Origin of the sequence: Pseudomonas sp. M20 (assembly GCF_045037865.1) — a bacterium.
In the GTDB taxonomy this organism is placed as follows: Bacteria; Pseudomonadota; Gammaproteobacteria; order Pseudomonadales; family Pseudomonadaceae; genus Aquipseudomonas.
In genome coordinates, this window is the sequence record NZ_CP173611.1 from 2,525,537 (window position 1) to 2,543,757 (window position 18,221).

The 18,221-nt window shown below is 57.2% G+C and carries 18 protein-coding genes; 5 read left to right on the forward strand and 13 right to left on the reverse strand.

Going from position 1 to position 18,221, the window contains the following annotated elements; translation table 11 throughout:
- Positions 1 to 14 precede the first annotated feature (14 nt).
- The 8 genes from ACI514_RS11290 to ACI514_RS11325 form a co-directional block, all read right to left on the reverse strand.
- Positions 15 to 803 (reverse strand): ABC transporter permease, encoded by a 789-nt coding sequence (locus ACI514_RS11290; RefSeq protein ID WP_405123825.1) that lies wholly within the window; start codon positions 801 to 803, stop codon positions 15 to 17.
- Positions 800 to 1,603, reverse strand: coding sequence for an ABC-2 family transporter protein (locus ACI514_RS11295; RefSeq protein WP_160057771.1), 804 nt, complete (start codon positions 1,601 to 1,603; stop codon positions 800 to 802). Before ACI514_RS11295 ends, ACI514_RS11290 begins: the two co-directional genes overlap by 4 nt.
- Positions 1,603 to 2,589: an ATP-binding cassette domain-containing protein gene (locus ACI514_RS11300; protein WP_160057770.1), complete on the reverse strand. Its 987-nt coding sequence runs from the start codon at positions 2,587 to 2,589 to the stop codon at positions 1,603 to 1,605. The genes ACI514_RS11295 and ACI514_RS11300 overlap by 1 nt, the downstream gene beginning before the upstream one ends.
- Before the next feature lie 81 nt (positions 2,590 to 2,670).
- Positions 2,671 to 3,513 carry a hypothetical protein gene (locus tag ACI514_RS11305; protein ID WP_405123826.1) on the reverse strand — a complete coding sequence of 281 codons (843 nt, stop codon included), beginning with the start codon at positions 3,511 to 3,513 and terminating at the stop codon, positions 2,671 to 2,673.
- Between the two features lie 49 nt (positions 3,514 to 3,562).
- Positions 3,563 to 4,210, reverse strand: coding sequence for a class I SAM-dependent methyltransferase (locus ACI514_RS11310; RefSeq protein ID WP_405123827.1), 648 nt, complete (start codon positions 4,208 to 4,210; stop codon positions 3,563 to 3,565).
- Between the two features lie 36 nt (positions 4,211 to 4,246).
- Positions 4,247 to 5,389 carry a PQQ-binding-like beta-propeller repeat protein gene (locus ACI514_RS11315; RefSeq protein WP_160057767.1) on the reverse strand — a complete coding sequence of 381 codons (1,143 nt, stop codon included), beginning with the start codon at positions 5,387 to 5,389 and terminating at the stop codon, positions 4,247 to 4,249.
- A complete protein-coding gene (locus tag ACI514_RS11320; RefSeq protein ID WP_160057766.1) occupies positions 5,383 to 5,817 on the reverse strand; it encodes a VOC family protein in 435 nt (144 codons plus the stop codon). The genes ACI514_RS11315 and ACI514_RS11320 overlap by 7 nt, the downstream gene beginning before the upstream one ends.
- Positions 5,814 to 7,067: a M48 family metallopeptidase gene (locus ACI514_RS11325; RefSeq protein ID WP_160057765.1), complete on the reverse strand. Its 1,254-nt coding sequence runs from the start codon at positions 7,065 to 7,067 to the stop codon at positions 5,814 to 5,816. Before ACI514_RS11325 ends, ACI514_RS11320 begins: the two co-directional genes overlap by 4 nt.
- A gap of 770 nt (positions 7,068 to 7,837) precedes the next feature.
- Between ACI514_RS11325 and ACI514_RS11330 the strand changes: the two genes are divergently transcribed.
- Positions 7,838 to 9,811: a GTP-binding protein gene (locus tag ACI514_RS11330; protein WP_405123828.1), complete on the forward strand. Its 1,974-nt coding sequence runs from the start codon at positions 7,838 to 7,840 to the stop codon at positions 9,809 to 9,811.
- A 3-nt stretch (positions 9,812 to 9,814) separates the two neighbouring features.
- Here the strand turns inward: ACI514_RS11330 and ACI514_RS11335 are convergent, their stop codons facing one another.
- From ACI514_RS11335 to ACI514_RS11350, 4 genes are all read right to left on the reverse strand, one after another.
- Positions 9,815 to 10,783: an aldo/keto reductase gene (locus tag ACI514_RS11335; protein WP_160057763.1), complete on the reverse strand. Its 969-nt coding sequence runs from the start codon at positions 10,781 to 10,783 to the stop codon at positions 9,815 to 9,817.
- 103 nt (positions 10,784 to 10,886) lie between these two features.
- Positions 10,887 to 12,233 carry a glutamine synthetase family protein gene (locus ACI514_RS11340; RefSeq protein WP_405123829.1) on the reverse strand — a complete coding sequence of 449 codons (1,347 nt, stop codon included), beginning with the start codon at positions 12,231 to 12,233 and terminating at the stop codon, positions 10,887 to 10,889.
- Between the two features lie 21 nt (positions 12,234 to 12,254).
- The gene (locus tag ACI514_RS11345; RefSeq protein WP_160057761.1) at positions 12,255 to 12,812 is read right to left on the reverse strand and encodes a helix-turn-helix domain-containing protein; all 558 of its coding nucleotides are present in this window, start codon (positions 12,810 to 12,812) and stop codon (positions 12,255 to 12,257) included.
- Positions 12,813 to 12,837: 25 nt separating this feature from the next.
- Complete coding sequence (locus ACI514_RS11350; protein WP_405123830.1) at positions 12,838 to 14,127, reverse strand: NAD(P)/FAD-dependent oxidoreductase; 1,290 nt, start codon at positions 14,125 to 14,127, stop codon at positions 12,838 to 12,840.
- 209 nt (positions 14,128 to 14,336) lie between these two features.
- Between ACI514_RS11350 and ACI514_RS11355 the strand changes: the two genes are divergently transcribed.
- Positions 14,337 to 14,687, forward strand: a complete 351-nt coding sequence (locus tag ACI514_RS11355; protein ID WP_160057759.1) for a hypothetical protein — start codon at positions 14,337 to 14,339, stop codon at positions 14,685 to 14,687.
- Positions 14,684 to 15,376 carry a hypothetical protein gene (locus ACI514_RS11360; protein WP_405123831.1) on the forward strand — a complete coding sequence of 231 codons (693 nt, stop codon included), beginning with the start codon at positions 14,684 to 14,686 and terminating at the stop codon, positions 15,374 to 15,376. Before ACI514_RS11355 ends, ACI514_RS11360 begins: the two co-directional genes overlap by 4 nt.
- A gap of 2 nt (positions 15,377 to 15,378) precedes the next feature.
- Here ACI514_RS11360 and ACI514_RS11365 read toward each other — a convergent pair whose 3' ends face one another.
- Complete coding sequence (locus ACI514_RS11365) at positions 15,379 to 15,636, reverse strand: hypothetical protein (protein ID WP_405123832.1); 258 nt, start codon at positions 15,634 to 15,636, stop codon at positions 15,379 to 15,381.
- Positions 15,637 to 16,053: 417 nt separating this feature from the next.
- Here ACI514_RS11365 and ACI514_RS11370 point away from each other — a divergent pair, with 417 nt between their 5' ends.
- Together ACI514_RS11370 and ACI514_RS11375 are read left to right on the forward strand one after the other, a co-directional pair.
- Complete coding sequence (locus tag ACI514_RS11370; RefSeq protein WP_160057756.1) at positions 16,054 to 17,406, forward strand: hypothetical protein; 1,353 nt, start codon at positions 16,054 to 16,056, stop codon at positions 17,404 to 17,406.
- A gap of 15 nt (positions 17,407 to 17,421) precedes the next feature.
- Positions 17,422 to 18,213: a dienelactone hydrolase family protein gene (locus ACI514_RS11375; RefSeq protein WP_160057755.1), complete on the forward strand. Its 792-nt coding sequence runs from the start codon at positions 17,422 to 17,424 to the stop codon at positions 18,211 to 18,213.
- The last annotated feature ends 8 nt before the right edge of the window (positions 18,214 to 18,221 follow it).

The following is an 18,221-nucleotide window of genomic DNA, read 5'->3' on the forward strand; positions in this document are numbered from 1 at the left end:
CGGCGGCTCAAACGCTAGCTGCTGGCACTGCTGTAGGAACGCAGCGCAAACAGCCAGAACACCCGTGACAGACAAATAAACGCGACGGCAAAAAGCAGCGCGCCCATGACCTCCTGCCAGCCGACCATGCCCATGGCCGCTGCTACCGGGACATTCGAAACGAAATACACCGGGACCAGAAAGGTCAGGACCATGCGGATCGTCTGCGGAAACGCCGTGACCGGAAACCGCGCGATCTCCATGAGCGTGTAGCTGATGATCCAGACATCACCAATCTTCACAAACCAGATCGACAAGGTGCAGGTGATCAGAAACAACGAGTAGAAGATCGCCACTCCTGCCGCCATCAACCCTAGAAACGCCGCGAGATTGCCCACCCCTAGCGCACCTTCGCTGTGCATCGCATACACAACGACCGCAAGCCCGATCAATACACGAGGCAGTTCCCAAAGGCTGATTTTCGAGCATGACACCAGAAACTGGCTGTCGACCGGGCGCACCAGCATGTAGTCCAGATCCCCGGTGCGCACTTGCTCCGACAGCGCGTGCAGGCTGGGAAACAGCCAGACCTCAAGCAAACCTTCCAGCACCAGGGCCACGCCGAACAGCGCGAGTACCTGATGCAGGTTCCAGCCCCCCAGACTTCCGACTTCGCTGAACATGGCATCGAGGAAGTACAGCGCCAGGAGCATCCCGACCACCGTGTTCAGGGCATTGGTGACGGCATTGATACGAAATTCCAACTCCGCAAGCATCGAATGCCTGATCAGGGCCAGCAGCACTTTCAACGGTCGCAGGTTCATATGCCGGCCCCCGAAAAACGCTTCAACCCTTGGCGCCACAGCCTTCGGCGCAGCCCCACCAGCAGCACCACCCAGAACAGCTGCACCGCGAAACCCTGCAGCAGATCGCCGTCGGCCGCCTTGCCGATCAATACCTTGACCGGAAAATCCAGTGAGGCAGAAAACGGCAGCAACGCCACCAGATGACGGGTCGCTTCGGGAAACAGGTCGACCGGAATCAGCATGCCGCCCAGCACCGTGTACATCGACCAGACCATTGCATCCAGCGCCAGCGAATTGGCCATCCAGAACGCAAGCAGGCCGACGCAGTAATAGATATGGAAAATAATGATCCAGGCCAGCACCAGCGAGACGAGGAACAACGGTAATCGCCAGGCGACCGCTGCCAGGTCGATGGCAAACAACGAGGCCCCGATGCAGAACACGGTGATGACGATCGGTGCGCGCACCACCATCTGCCCCAAATGCTCCGCCACATGAAACCAGAAAGGTGCGACCGGTTTCAGCAGGCGACCGGACAGCGTGCCTTGGCGGATTTCGTCGTTCAAAACGAAGATGACCCATACGGCAGTCAGCTGTCTGACCAGATAGATGCCGAGGAAATACGCTACGAAATCACTGGGCGCATAGCCGCCGATGACCTTGTCCCGAGACAGCTCCCACCAGATCATCATCATGAACAACGGTGCAACGCCGCTGATCAACCAGACAAACAACTGCGCCCGGTAGACCACCGTCACCAGCACGCTTGTGCGCAGCAGGCGCCCGGCGATGCCGGGCCACGAAGCCAGAGCAACCATCACGCGTGCTCCTTTGGCAGCAACAGGCGCGGAAACGCCTGCTCCAGGGATGGCGTCTGGATCGAGATGTCCGTCACCGGAAAGTTCGCCAGCAGTTGCGCCACGGTGGCGGCGAACTGCTCTTCAGGCACCAGCAGCTCGGCGCTTTCACTGTCCAGGCTGAGCAGAGTGCCGTAAACGCTCAGTTCGTCGCTGCCGACTTGCGAGGAAAAGCGCAGGCTGACCTGGCGTTCGTTGACGTGCGCCTTGACCAGTGCCTGACGTGCGCCATCGAACACCACGCGTCCTTGGTCCAGCACAATGACGCGGTTGGCCAATGCCTCGATGTCCGCCATGTAATGGGAGGTGAGAATGATCGTGGCGCCAGACTCGCGGTTGTACTCGAGGAGGAATTTGCGAATGGCGACCTGCATTTCCAGGTCAAGGCCGATGGTCGGCTCGTCGAGAAACAGGATACTCGGGCGATGCAGCAGCGAAAGAATGAGCTCGCATTTCATCCGTTCGCCCAACGACAGCTTCCTGACTGGACGCCGAATGATGTCGCCGGCGGACAGCAACTGGCACAGCTCATCGATCCGGCGCCTGCATTCGACAGGCGCAATATCGTATAGCGCACCATGAAGATGGAAGGACTCCAGCGCCGGCAGATCCCAGGTCAACTGCTGCTTTTGCCCCATGACCAGCGCGATCGACTTGAGAAACTCCGCGCGCCGCTTGAACGGGTCATGGCCCAGTACCGAGAGGTGCCCTGCGCTGGGTCGCACGATACCCGAGAGCATTTTCAGCGTGGTGGTCTTGCCCGCGCCATTACCGCCGAGAAAGCCAACCACCTCACCCGCGTCTATCGAGAAGGAAACATCCGTAACAGCCGGCACGTACGTCTTCTCGCGACGAAAGTAACGCAGCAGGCTGCGCGACTGGTCATCACGGGCCCGGTAAACTTCGTAAACCTTGCTGATACCACACAGCTCGATTGCTTTTGACATACCTTTCCTTGAAATCCCGCATCCTTCACTTCAGTCAACACGCCAGCATGTAGCGGTGGCGATCCCTGTATGTTGGCGTACTCAGCCACGGCGAGCCAGCAGTTGATCGTGATGGGCTTGCACAGACAAACCGTCGTCGATCACCAGGCAAACCGCAGGCACCAGACTCGATTGCGCCAACAGGCCGAGGCCGAGTACTTCTTGCAGTTTGAAACCGGCCGCCAGCAGCGTCGCCTTCGTCCGATCGACGTCAACCGTGATCAGGTGCACCAGACACGGCGCCGCCATCAGCGCGGTCGACGCGTTGCCGGGTAATGTCTGACGATCAAGAAAGGCCAGACGCTGCTGGCCGATCATCAAGCGTCCCGGCTCCATTGCGATGCTGATCCGGTCATCCAGGTGTGTGAAGTAATGGTGTTGTTCCTGCTCGGGCCGGGCACAGAGCAAGGACACCCCGCCGAGCGCAAACAAACCGTTATCCGAGACTTGAGTGGCAAGGTCGCCACCGATGCCGCGCACGTACTCGATGAGCGACAGACTGACATCGTCCGTACTGCCAGTGGGTACGTTGGCGATCAGCCAGGCCGGCGCCGTCTCCCCCGCCGGAGCCTTGGCCGACATGGACAGGGCCGCGCGTTGCGACGGCAAAAGGCACGCCAGATGTGCCACCAGATCCGTTGAACACAGCCAGATTGAACAACCTCGATCGCTCCCATCCAGATTGCCCGAGCAGAACTCCAGATACCCGCCACTCAACCGGAAGAATGCGCTGACGCGGCCATCATCGTGACGCACTTGTCGCGTATGCGCCGTGAAGCCTGCACGGGCAAACTGGCCGATGACCTCATCGAACAGGCCTTGCGACACAGGGTAGACGACGTGATCCAGATGGGAAATCACCGGCGCCTTCCCGGCAACGCGCATGGCTCACCCGCTACACCTGGCGACCGCGGCAATGGTTTTTTGCGCTGCGTCACGCGGCTACGCCTGTCGAGGTTTTTGTACCTCGGGTGCACAGCGTTACGCCATGCTCTTGCACGCCACCACTTTTTTCCTCTTGGCTGACACCTTGCAGGCCCGCCGCTTTGAAGGCTTCGAGGTATCGGCTTCGTGGCCAGCGTGTCAGCTTGACCTCCAGCTCTTGCTCCCATCCCTGCGACTCTTCGCTTTCTTCGTAATAGTCCACCATGACAATCAGCTCGCCACCGGGCGCCAGCAGGCCGGCGGCTTTTTCGATGGCGGCGGTGATGTCTTCGAAGTAATAGAACACCTCCATGGAAAATATCAGATCAAACTGCATGCCCGCCGGCGGCTGCCAGTTCATGAAGCTTTCGACATCGATGTCGACGTTGTCGTAGTTCTTGACCTTGGTTTGGCAAATAATCGCCATTTCCTGACTGAGCTCCACAGCCCGGCAATAGCCGTTGGGAAACTTCGAGCGGGCCATATACTCCAGGGCATATCCGTTGCCCGGACCGATCTCCAGGTAGCGACCTGTAGAGGGTTCAAGCGCGGACAATACCGGTTCGACCCGCGCCCAATGCTCGCGGGCCATGTCCACCGCGCCATCCTCGATGGCCCATTCGTCGAAGAGCGTCTCGACTTCCTGTTCGTGACTCATCCAACACTCCTGTTTACTGCCGGGGTTCGATCCACGCTAGCGGATCCATTGATAAAAATGCACAGCGTTACGGTGCGAGCCAATCACCAGGTGCCCATCATCCGTGAGCAACGGCGAGGAATGAAATCCCGTGTCGTGCTCCAGTTGCCACAAGGTTTGTCCGCTATGTTGGGCCAGGCAGTGCAAGCGCTCGTCGGTGCCAACGAACAACGCGTCGCCGCTTGGCAGCACGGTAAAGGGTGTGTAGCGGAATTCGCAGGCGAGATTGACCCGCCACAACATCTTCAGGCTGTGCAGATCAATGCCGTACACGTGACCGTCATTGCTGCCGACATACGCCACACCTTCGGGCGACAGGCTCGGGCAGGACACCACGAAACCGTCGGTGTGAAATTGCTGCAGCACCGTGCCGTCGGCAGCATTGAAGACAATGATCTTGCCGTCGACTTCGGTGCCGATGATCCCGCGTCCCGAGGCATGGTCGATCGCAGCAGTGCCTTCAAACCGGCTGGTTTCGGTGATTCTCCAGCGCTCCTCGCCTTCGGGGCTGAAGCACATCAGCACATTGTCCGTACCGACGATGACATTGCCGTTCCCGTCCAGTGCCGGTGAACTGTAGAGGTCGTCCTCAACCTGATCGTCGAAGGATTGCTTCCACAGCAACGTGCCCGAAGCATGATCGACGGCGTAGAGCGTATGGTCGTAGCTGCCGGCGTAGACGATATCCCTGGCCGAGTCGATGGTCGGGCTGGCGTGAAACGGCCCCTGCGCCTGAAACGTCCACAGGCATTCGCCGTCACGGGAGATGCGACGTAGCAGATGGTCCTCGCAGCCCACGACGAAACTGCCGTCTGCCGACACGGCTGGCGAGCTGTAGACCGGTCCCTGAGTCGCAAACCGCCACTGTGGCTCGCCGTCACTCAAGCGTACGCACTGCAAGCTGTTATCCCAGCAGCCGAACAGAATCCGGTCATCAGCGATCCTGCCGGGAATGCTCCAAACCCTCTCGTCGCAGGACACCGTGCGTTGAAAAGTCGGAGGAGCCTGCCAGTCCTTGTGCGAGCTTTCCCGCCAGGGTCTGTGACTGCGCAGCGCCTGGTTGTTTTTGTACCAGGTGCTTAGCAGGTGCTGCGCATACACCGTTCCGGGTGCCGCGCGATCCGAGGTAGCGCTCAGCATGAGGTGTACCTGGCACTTTCGATACCGCCGCCGTACTTCTCGGAAATTTCGACCTTGTAACCGTTAGGGTCAATAAAATAAACGGAACGTGAAGAATGATATTGAACTTCATAGTCTGGCAGCAACTTGACGCCATGATCGCGAAGTTGCGTCAATACTCGATCAAAGTCCTCCACCAAAATCCCGAAGTGAGTAATTTCAAGACCATCGTTTTTTACGCCGCGACCTTCTGCATATTCATGCATGCATAAATAAAGTGTTTCATTGGCCCCGATCGTCATCCAGCGAGTAAATGCGCGAATACCCACTTCCTTGACTTCGAAGCCAAACACTCGCGCATAAAAATCGCGACTCTCTTCAATGTCAGCGACGTCCAGTTGAATATGATCGACAGCGACTATCCTGATCTTGTCGAGTGCGACGCTCATTGGACTAACCCTCGATATTCGTCGGGCAATATACCGTCAGCATGCCAGCGGTCGATGCAGGACTTGAAGTAAGGCAACTGTTCTGGAACATGTTCTCGGGCCACCCCATAACCGGCGACGCCTGCGGATATATTGGTATTGTCCAGCGACAGGGTGTCCTTGAATGCCGCCAATGCCTGATCGAAGTTGCCCATTTGCTGATGACAGGCACCCATCATGTACTGCGAGTAAGTCACTCGTGGAAAACCGATATCGTAAGCTTGCTGGTAACGTTGCAACGCACGCTGCCATTGCTGATCCTTGACTTCGATCTCGGCAGCCTCGTGGTAGGAGATGCTCCAGTGGGGATCGTAGGCGATCAACTCGTCAGCCACCTGGCGGGCGCTCTCGATGTCGCGGGCGACATAGAGCATTTCCTTGAGCTTGGATTCATAAACAGTCTTGCGCGCTTCCCTTGCCGGGATACTCGCGCCTTTTTCACCACGTATGACGGCATCGGCATATTCTTCGGCCAGCAGCATGTATTGCCGCGTGGTTGCCACATCGCCCCGGGCTGCCGGCACCATGGCCAGTCCGCGATAGAACGATGACAGCGAAACCAGATCCACCGGCGCGTCGCTCGAGGCAATCTGCCGGGCAGCCTTTTCGCCAGCGTCGATGAACCATTTGTTCAGCTCATCATCGATGGAGTCGCCTTTCAATTTCCAGACAATCGCCTGCGAGCAAACGTCCAGAACCCGCGACGGTGGCATACGCTGAGCCTGCAGCAATGCTTTGAGCGCAGTGAAGTCTTCCTGATGCGATGTGGTCATTTCAAGACGGTTCTGGATGGCGAACCGGGTCAGATGAAATGTCACACGCTGGTCGGGAAACAGTGCCTCGTAAGGGATTTTCGTCAGGACCTGATTGGCGTAGCGGTACCTGCAACTGGCGGCCAGACATTGCGCGAGGCTCAATTTCTGCACTGGAGGGGCCCACTCCAGCATGTCGGCCAACCACTTGACCTTGGTCACCGGGCCATCCATCGGGTAGGAAAAAAACTCCAGTTCGTCGACACCTATGGCGTGGCGCTGCGCCACTTCAATCAACGTCGAGGGTTCAAGCAGTTGAGGCACCCGGTAAGGCACCTCATCGAAGTTCTGTTCCGCCAGCCCCGCACACACGGAGCGCGACCAATTCGTCGGATGAGCGCCTGAGTCATCATAGAAAAACACGGCGCGCGAAAACGCATCGTCCAATTTGCTGTGCATATCACTTTCCCTAATGACATGTAGAAACTGCGCTGTCGAGATTAAATACGGCCGAAGCAACGCTTCGGCCGTACCTCACAAGACACCGGTATCTTGTGTACAGCGGACAATCAGAGGATGAACAGTGCCGAAAGAATTCGGTTCTGTACGCTATTGAACTTAATCATGTTGAAGCTCCTTTTTTGAAAGTATGCATGGAGTATCCATGCGATTCCGTTACTTCATTCGCAGCCAAGTCTTTCAACACGACCGGAATAAAAGTTACCGCTTCTCAGAGGATGAACAGCGCCGACAGCATCCGATTTTGTACGCTTTGATATTTGATCATTTCACTATCTCCATGTGATTTAAAGTTTGCTGCAAATTGCAGCGCCGTAAGATTTAGCTGTCATCCGAAGATACGTCAAGAAAGTTTGTGAAAGGCACTTGCCAGGTTAAAACGAACCTTCTAGTTAGTTCCAATGGCGTTTTTCGACGTGTATCAATGGTTTAAATGAAAAATAACCCGATCATGTTTTTTGCGATTTTTGACGGTGTACAGAAAGTTACCCGCCGTCGCGCCTCGCGATTTCGGCACCTTCCGCGTTGAAAGGTACAGCAGAAACAAATTGCAACATTCCGTGGTGAATTGACGCACCTGCAAACCTCAACTAGTTTAAACAACCGTCAGCGGTGGTAACTGGAAGTATCCGCCGTGAGACAGCGCATTCGAATGGAGTTCGACCGGCCGACAACCGCCTCGTCAGCCGTATGATCAGGAGCGATCAACCATGAAGTCCCTTAATCTGGGAATCCTCGCGCACGTCGATGCCGGCAAGACCAGCCTTACCGAACGGATCCTGTTCGATGCCGGTGCGCGTCTGCGCCTGGGCAGTGTGGATTCGGGCAACACCTGCACCGACAACCTGCTGCTGGAGCGGGAGCGCGGCATCACGATCAAATCCGCCGTGGCCTCGTTCGAGTTCAACCACCTGCTGGTCAATCTGCTGGACACCCCCGGACACCCGGATTTCATTGCCGAAGTGGAGCGTACGCTTGCCTTGCTGGACCTCGCCGTCGTCGTGGTGTCGGCCGTCGAGGGAGTTCAGGCGCAAACCCGAGTACTGGTCAATGCCCTGCAACGCATGGCGATACCTCATGTGTTCTTCATCAACAAGGTTGATCGGAAAGGCGCCGATTTTCTGCGCGTTCTGGAGGCTCTCGAAGTACAACTCAAGAGTCGCCCGCTGGCCTTGTACGCTGTGCACGAGACCGGAACGGCGCAGGCGACGGTCGAGCGCATTGACCCGGCGTCAGCCGAGGTCACTTCACAGTGGCTGGACGTGTTGTGCGAACACGATGAGACGTTGTTGCACGACTACGTGACGGCGGCGCAAACAATCGACGGTTCGCGTCTTGAGCAAGCAGTGCGCGAGCAACTGGGCAGAGGACTGATCAATCCGGTGTTTGCCGGGTCCGCCATTACTGGAGTAGGTGTCGCACAGATGATCGAGACGCTCACGCGGTTGGCCCCGGCCAAATGTCACGATGCCGAGGCGCCCGTGCTCGCCTCGGTATTCAAAATCGACCGGGGCTGGGGTGGGCACCGGCGTTTTCATGTTTGCGTCCAGGCCGGCACGCTGCACGTACGCCAATCAATCGAGACGCCGCAAGGCACCAGCAGAATCACCGCCATTCAGGTCTCCGAGAGCGGCGGTCTGCAACCGGCAACCCTCGCCCGCGCAGGCCAGATCGCTTGTATCAGCGGGCTTGAAGGCGTGCGCATCGGTGATCGGATCGGCGCGTGCAAAGAACGAAACACCGCCTCGCACACCTTTACCCCACCGGCGATCGAAACCCATGTTTCAGCCGCTTTGCCAGCGCAGACCAAAGCCCTCTGGGAAGCCTTGAGCCTGCTGGCAGAACAGGACCCGCTGATCGATTTGCGTCGAAATCCAGCAGGGCAAATGTTCGTCTCGCTGTACGGCGAGGTGCAAAAGGAAATCATCCAGGCCACGTTGCAAGAGGAGTGCGCCATAGAGGCGGTCTTCGAGGAAAGCTCGGCGATCTGCGTTGAAACCCTGCAAGCGCCTGGTCAAGCCCAGGAATCTATCGATGAACCCGACAACCCGTTTCTCGCCACCGTCGGTATTCGTGTCAGTCCAGGGGCCGCGGGCTCGGGGCTCACGTTTATTCGGCAGGCCCATGCAGGGCTGATGCCGACGAGTTTCTACAAAGCGATCGAAGAATCCGTCTTCGAGAGTCTCAAGGAAGGCCCGTGCGGCTGGATGGTTCACGATTGCGAGGTGACATTGACCACCGTCGACTATGCATCGCCCTCAAGCACTGCGGCTGATTTTCGACACCTCACACCGCTGGTACTGGCAGCAGCGATCACTCGCGCCGGCACCGAGGTCTGCGAGCCACGCAGCCAATTCAGCATCGAAGTGCCGGCGGCCATGAGCAGCGCGGTTCATGGTTTGCTGGCCAAGGCTGGAGCCACAATCCATGGCACCACGCTGGACGCAGAGACCGCGCGGATCGAAGGCTCGATCGTCACCACGCGAATCTACAAGTTGCAACACCAGATACCCGATGTCACCAGTGGCCTCGGTTTTATGGAGAGCCAACTGGCCACGTATACGCCGATCGCGGGTACCGCGCCTCGACGGGAGCGCACCCTGGCCAACCCTTACAACCGCCAGGATTACCTGCGGCAAGTCAGGCTGGGCTTGCGCGTCGGACGGCCGGCAAGCAGTGCCTGATGGCTATGTAACCGGCGGCTGGCTGATTTGGTTGAGATGACTGACATCGGCGGCCGGCAGGTGCAGTTGCGGGGACGCCATGATCTCGCGCAATTGCTCGACAGTACTGGCCCCCACCACGGGCGCCACCACCGCTGGTTGCGCCAGCAGCCAGGCGAGTGCCACTTGCGTACAGGTACTGTCGCAGTCCCGCGCAATCCGACGCAGTGATTCAAGGATCTGCCAGTTGCGCTCATTGAAGTAGTCTCTCTGTACACCCGGCGCGCGCGGAGAATCCGGCAATCCTGCCTGCGGGTGGTACAGGCCAGACAAAAAGCCCTTGGCGAGCGGGTTGTACGGCAGCAGCCCGACGCCCTCTTCCACGCACAATGGCTGCAGTTCGGATTCGACTCGACGCCGTTCGAGCAGGTTGTAGCGCTCTTGAACACTGACATAGCCGACCAGTGCGTTGCGCTCGCTGATCGCCAGTGACTTCATCAGGCGCCAGGCTTTGAAGTTGGAGCAACCGATGTAACGCACCATCCCCCGCTGCACCAGATGTTCGAAGGCGCGCAGGGTTTCTTCGACCGGAACGTCATCGTAGTCATCATGGGCCTGATACAAATCGATGCAGTCGACTTGCAAACGCGCAAGCGAACCCTCCACAGCCTTGACGATATGTCGCCAGGAAAGCCCCTCGTCATTCGGCCCGGCCCCCATGCGCCCGGAAACCTTCGTTGCGAGCAATACCTGGTTGCGGCTGGCCGTGGTTTTCAACCAGCGCCCGACGAACTCTTCCGAGGCCTTGCCACCGACACCGTCGCCCAGGACCGGGTAGACATCCGCCGTGTCGATCAGGTTACCGCCCGCTTCCACATAGGCATCGAACAAGCGGCGTGAAGTAGGCTCATCCACCCACCAGTTGCATTGCGCGGTTCCCATCGCAATTGCGGAAACCTTGAGTCCCGAGCGTCCCAGTCGTCTGTAGTTCATGATCAATATCGCCGTCCCTGTTACGAAGCTTCCATGATGTCGCGGAGCAGTATAGTGGAGTCGCGGCGCCTGCCCCCTTCAAGGCTGACTGCTTTTGCAGGTGTCACAAATACCACCGATACTCCCGCGCACTGATGTCCTGCATGAACGCCAAATGATCCTGGCGTTTATTCTCGCAATACACATCCACAAACTCTGCGCCCAAGCCCTCACGCAACTGCGGCTGATGCTGCATCGCGCGCACGGCCTCGAACATCTCTTTGGGGAAATCGATCCCGCTGTTGCGGTCTTCATTCAGCGGTACGATCGGTTCTTTGCCCGACTCCAGCCCGTGTTCAAGCCCGACCAGAATCGCCGCCAGCACCAGATATGGATTCGCATCCGCGCCCGCCAAGCGATATTCAACCCGCAGGTTTTTCGCGTCCGACTCGGGAATCCGCAGGCACGCATCACGGTCTTCAAAACCCCAACTGGCCTTGGTCGCTGTATTCACTGTGCCGCCCAAACGGCGCATCGAGTTCTGGTTCGGCGCGAAGATCGGCATGCTGTGCGGCAGCAATTCCAGGCACCCGGCGACCGCGTGGCGCAACGCCTGTTGCTGATTCGCGGCGAACAGATTATTTCCCTCAGCGTCGTAGAGGCTGACATGCACATGCATGCCGCTGCCCGGATGCTGCAAGTACGGCTTGGCCATGAAACTGGCGCGATAGGCGTGTTTAAGCGCAACACCGCGCGTGCTGCGGCAGAACAACGCTGCCCAATCCGCCGCACGCAAACCGTCGTCGAGATGGCCGAAGTTGATTTCAAACTGGCCGGGGCCAAGCTCAGCGGTAATCACCGTGGCGTCGATGCCCTGCGCCCGTGTGGCTTCGACCATGTCATCCAGCACCGGCGCGAAGCGTGAAAGCCGCTCGATGTGCAGGTTCGGTTGATCATCGGCGTCGTCAGTCAGGTCGTCGCGGGGGAATTGCGGCAGGCCGTCGCGCAGCTTTTTGTCGAACAGATAGAACTCCAGCTCGAACGCCACCACCGGGTGAATGCCTTTGCGTGCCAGACGCTTAAGCACCTGCGCGAGGACTTCACGCGGTTCGAACTCGATCGGTTTTTCAGTGCCATCGGAAGTGATCAGCATCTGCCCCAGCGGCTGCGCTTCCCAGGTCACCGGCGTCAAGGTGCCCGGCACCAAACGGCGCACGGCATCCGGGTCGCCATCGTTGAAGCAGTAATCGCCAATCGGAAACAAACCACCCTGCACGCCCAGCAGTACGCAGTTCTGCGGCAACTTCAGGACGCTGCCAGCGGCGACTTTTTCGAGCATGTCGACTGGATAACGCTTGCCGTAAAAGTGCCCGGGAATGTCCAGGGAAATCAGGTCGACATAACGCACCTCGGGGTAGCGTTGGCGAAAGGCACGCACTTCGGCGAGCAGGTCAGCGCAGACAGCGTCCATCGTGTTCATCCTTTGTTGTGATCAGGTGTAGACCCAGAGCACGCGGGTCAGCTGCTCGGTTAGGTTGCCATAGCGGCACCGGGTGTGGCTGTCGAACTGGAAGCTGTCGCCGGCCGTCAGCGTGGTCGGTTCTTCGTCGTCGCCCAACCATAAAGTCAGTTCGCCTTCGAGGACGTAACCGCCCTGCTCCGAACTGTCGGTCAGATGGCGATCACCGCTACTCGCGCCGGCTTCGAGATGGCTTTCGAGCATGGAGAACGAGGCGCGGATCTGCGGCGATACCAGAATGTCGGTGATGCCGTTGGCGTAATACAGCGTGCGGCGCTCGTCCGGGCGCGTCACCCACGGCAACTCCTTGGGCTTGGGCAGGCTATAGAAGTAGGTGGTCGGCACGCCGAAGGTTTCGCTGATTGCGGTCAGGTCTGCCACCGTCGGCCGCGACAAACCGCGCTCGACCTGCGAGAGAAAACCCACTGAACGGCCGATCTTGTCGGCCAGTTCCTTGAGGGTCCACTTCTTGTGCTTGCGCAGGTCGTGGATAAGGATCGCCAGCGCGGCGATTTCTTCTTGCTTGTTCATGGACGCGATTCCGAAAAAAGTCTCATCAAATGCTGTCGCGCAGTCGATACCAGGCCTTGCCGATGGCCTCCAGCGGTGCAGCGAAATGCTTGCCACCGGGGAAGCTGCCATTGCTCAAGCCCTGATACAACCCCAGTTCATCCGCGTCGCCAAGAATCGCATCGGACACCGCGCGTGCGGCGGCCAATGTCGGCAATACGCCGTGGCCTGAATAGCCTTGCAGCCAATAACGATTGTCCGCGCCGCCGACATCCGGCGTGCGCTTGATCGTCAGGTCGATATGCCCACCCCAGGCGAACTCGATGCCGACACCTTTAAGCTGCGGGAACACCCGCTCGAGAAACGGCCGCGTCGCCGCCGCAATGTCCTTGGGCATGCCACCGAGATACGTGCAGCCGCCGCCAAACAACAAACGGTTATCCGGCGTGCGCCGAAAGTAATCGAGGACGAATTGGTTATCGGTCACGCAGACATTGCGCGGCAACAGCGCCGTGGCCTGCTCAGGTGTCAGCGGTGCGGTGGCGACCTGGTAAGTACCTACTGGCAGAATGCAGCTGGACAGTTGCGGGTCGAGTTCATCGAGATAAGCGTTACACGCCAGCACCAGCACATCGGCGCGCACCGAGCCGCGCTCGCTGTTGACCCGGAAACCACCGCCCTGCTCCTGATAACTCAAGGCTTTGCTTTGTTCATGGATACGCCCGCCGGCTCGTTCGATGGCATCCGCCAGGCCCAGTGCCAGTTTCAGTGGATTGAGGTGCGCGCCCTCAGGATCGTAAAGCCCGGCCTGATAGCGATCGGTGGCCACCCATTCCGGCAATTGTTCACGAGGAATGAATTGCAACACATCGTGGCCCCACTTGTGGCTGGCCTCATGTTGCCATTCGCGGAGCAGACTGACCCGCCGTGGTATTACCGATGTCCAGAGGTGCCCAGGGCGATAATCGATATCGAAGCCGTGACGACCCGGTAATTCACGCAATTCCCGAGCAGCCCAACGCATGCCGTCCCACAAGCGTTTCGCCCGCTCATGACCGAGCGCAGCTTCCAGCGGCGGCATGTCGCACGACCAGCCGAGAATCGCCTGCCCGCCATTGCGCCCCGACGCTGCCCACGCCACGCGACTGGCTTCCAGTACCGTCACGCGTTTGCCAGCCAAGGCCAGACGCAGCGCCGTGTGCAGGCCACTGAAACCGCCGCCGATGATCACCACGTCGGCGTCATGTTCACCGTCCAGAACAGCGCGATGGCGCAGAATATCGGCGCAACTGTGGGCGTAATAGCTGTCGACGTGCTGGCTGGATTGCAGGAACATTCGCGACCTCATGAAATTATCTTTTTATAATTTCATGAAAATCTATAGAGATATTTTCACCAAAGCAACTCTGAAATCATGGACGGACGATGGTCCAGCCACGCTTAGGGAATACAGCCAGTCATTCGTAAGCAAAAAAAATTGCCATCACTTTGACAGCAACCAAAGTCGAGGCTAAGCCTTATGCAGGTTCAAGGATGGAGAAATGAATGCGCCTGACAGGGATATTTCTTGCGGCCTGCCTGACCAGTGGTTGTTCCGTTGTCACTGTAAAGGGCGCTCAAACGCAGCAACGCTTCATCAACATCGGCCCGGTCAATCTACAGACCGACATGCCTGCGCGAGCCATTGTCACCAGCGCCTTCGGTGTCGGTGCCACCAGCGTTCAGGGCACCAACAATATTGGTTACCTGAATCAGGAAGTTGTTGTTATCCCCTCCCCATCCTCCTGCAACCTGATCCTGATCGTTCGCGACCACAAAGAAATTGAAAACATCAAAAGAGCATTGGGTGAAACCATCAACCACGTGTGCTCGAACTCTGCAGAGGTCTCCCCTTGAAACGCTATCTTGTTCTTTCGCTTGCACTGGTCGCCACCGGCTGTACCAGCAAAACACCTTTGGTCTTCGTATCGAAAACATCCGTGGGTGTAGAGGTCTCAGCTCCCGGCACGGGCACCGGAGAGTTCGGAGCGTCGATTGGCGTGAATACGCTTGATGCGGCGTATGTTCCGGTTGTCGAACGCATCAAAAACGGAACCTCTGAATCAGTCCACGAGGTGAAATCTGGCGAGTCGTTAACCGAGGAGCAGCGTGCAAACCTTGCAGCTTTCCTGGCTAATCAGATCAGTATCGAAAAAAACAACATCAGCGCCGCCCAAGCAACGCTTGCAGGGAAGGTAACGCCTGAAACACGGGAACAAGGCGAGAAAGCTATTAACGAGGCAAACCAAAAGATCCAGAATCTGAGTGAGGACTTGAGCAACGTATTGAGTCGGGTTGACGCTCTTTCCGTGTTCTCGGCATTCGACTCAAACACACTCCTGCGAGCAGACGCTGCGGGCCAGGGAATAGGCAAAGTGTTTGCCACCGGGTTGGCGGCACAGCATGTGGCTCGAAACTTTAGTCAACAAGCCCAGGCACAAGCGAGCTGCAAAGATAAAATCGCGCCCACTGTGGCTAAACTGGCGGAGGTAGGCGACCAGACCAGCAGGGACTACGCGATCAAATTAATGGAAGCTTGTGAATAGCATCAGAGTGCCTTTAATAGCTTTTTGAGGAATTCATTGATTTCACTATCGGCGATCTTGGTATTCAGGCTATCGCACAATTTATCGTTCTTTTTCCAATCAAAGGTGGGTGATCCGCTTTTGATTGTGATGACGACCGTTTTGTCTGGATCGTCCCCCTGAGCGGCCTGTTGTGCGATCTCTTTGGTAAAGGCATCCAGTTGTGGGTCCGGCGCTGAATCGGGATGACCACTGGAGAGTGCGGCAAACAGTGATTTCACATAGGCGTTGTACTTTTCGTAGTGTCGGAAGCGGGTTTTGCCTGGACAGCTTTCAAACTATGAATCTGCTGTGTCTGGGAAAGGCAGCCTGCTTGCAAAACTAACGCGGCAAACAATGGAATTGTTCTTGCGAGCGTTTTAAAGGGCGTCATCTCATGCATCCTTGCTGTGGTTTACAGCGATAAGTTGCTCTGAACATTAGTACAAGTTTGCGATAAATGCGGTCCGTCCCGCCGATCACCGCCTCAGGCCATTGCGTTCAGTTGCCGTCCGCCAACGCACTCAGCCGGTGATTTCCGTGCAGATTTCAGCAGTCAGCGAGACTCTTCGACGTACTCAGTCATTACAAAATGCCAGCATGCAGACCAAAACCTTCTACTCTGCAAATCAGGACGCAACTTATAGAGGACGTTAGCAATGCGCGCACTCATTACCATCATTGCTTTGGGCCTGATTCTTCAGGGTTGTGCCCCACTGAAACAGTACCACCCTGCTCCGCCCTACTTTAAAACCTATGATCTCGACACTCCTCTGGCCTCCTGCCCGAATGACAGCGCGAAGAAGGCAGGCTTTCAGCATGGGTTCATCGAGTTCGACGAATACGGCAATCTGTTGAACCCTGACGCCTTCGAAAGGCAGATGGCCGACATCAGGGCGGTCAACGGGCCACTTCTACTTGTGACGTACTTGCATGGCTGGCGACACTCCGCAGCGCCAGATGATGACGATGTTCGTGAGTTCAAGCTGGCAATGCGCAACATCGCCGCCATGGACGGTTGCAAACGTACCGTTGTCGGGCTGTACATGGGCTGGCGGGGCCAGGTATTTGCGTGGAACTCACCGCTGGATCTGATTACGTTTTGGGATCGTAAACAAACAGCGCACAGCGTCGGTAGCGGAGCAGTCACCGAGGTGTTGCTGCGCCTGGATAAAGAACGCGTTCGACGCAATGACAACAGCCAACTGCAAGCAAAGAGCAACACGCAGACCCGCTTGGTATTCATTGGCCACAGCTTCGGTGCGGCAGTGCTCTATACAGCGCTTGCACCGATTCTGATCGAGCGTTTCACGCAAAGCAGTGGTTTCGATCCAGCCAACGACCTTGCGACCACCGGCTGCGAGAAAAACCCGCGGGAGCCTCTTAAAACGGTTGGTGATCTCGTGGTATTGATCAACCCGGCATTTGAGGCGATGCGTTTGGCGACCTTGCAGAAGATGAGCATGGGTTGTCATTACACCGAACATCAAGCACCTGTTGTGGCAATCGTAACCGGGACCACTGACCTTGCGACGAAGTGGGCTTTTCACATTGCACGCGCGCCCAGGGCAAGATTTCAAAAATACACGGACGATGTCGTTGAAGGTTATTCCGCCAATTCGACAGCCGTCGGTCACTATGAGCCTTACCAGACCCACTTTCTTTCTTCGCCAACTTTTTCGCCTGACAACGCTGACCGGGAAACTTTCAACGGTTGCGAGCAATACATCGATCCCCTCAAATCTGACTTGCGCATCAGCCTGACAACGCTTTCCACTTCAGAACCGTCGCGCACAGTCCGTTTTACATCGCAACAGAAGCAGATTGACGGTTCGCAGAAGTTCTTTGATCTGCATCTGGAAAAAAATCCGCAGCTGAAAAATTCTCCAGACCACAATCCGGTACTAAACGTCAAAGCTTCCGCTCCGATCATTAATGGACACGGAGGGATTTACAGTTGCCAGCTCATGACGTTCATCGGTGGCCTGATTACTCAAACGATAACCAACTGAGTCTGGAGATCAGCAATGGACATGAGTGAATATCAGTCTTTTGATTTTGAGCATTCAGACTACACGCATACCGTCTATAAAAAGGGCGACGGAGCTCCTGTCCTGGTCATGCATGAACTGCCGGGGCTGACCCGCGATACCCTGCGATTCGCCGAACGGTTGATCAGCGCCGGTTTTCAAGTCTACTTGCCGCTGTTGTTCGGGAAACCGGAAGAAACGGGGTGCTTGGTCAAGGGGCGCCTCCATTGCATCAGCAAAGAATTTGCGTACCTCAAAGCCGGGCGCAGTGCACCGGTCAGTGACTGGTTGCGAGCGCTGGTACGAAAGCTGGGCGTTGACCATGGCCACCAACGTATCGGGGTCATTGGAATGTGCGTCACCGGTGCATTCGTGATTCCACTGATTCTCGAAACCAATGTGGCCGCCGCAGTCGCTTCCCAGCCAGCCATACCCTTTAAATTCAGGTACTGGCTAACGGGCCGAGGCAAAGGTCCGTGGATGAGCGAACTGAACATTGCCGATACCGAACTGGAGGCGGCAAGCCAGGCTGCCGCGACGAGAGGCTGCGCCGTGCTCATTCAGCACTTCAGCGATGATCGACTGTGTACGCCGGCGCGGATCAATCGACTTGGACAAGCATTTGCTGCGACCGGCGTTGTTTACACATACGCCCCACCAGCAGATGGTCGTAGCACCCATCATGCGTTACTGACGTACGAATACGATTCGGCGAAAGCCCCCACGCCAAACCATCCAACACGAGTGGCTTTAAAGCGTGTGATTGATTTCCTGCATGCTCATTTATAGGGAAGAGC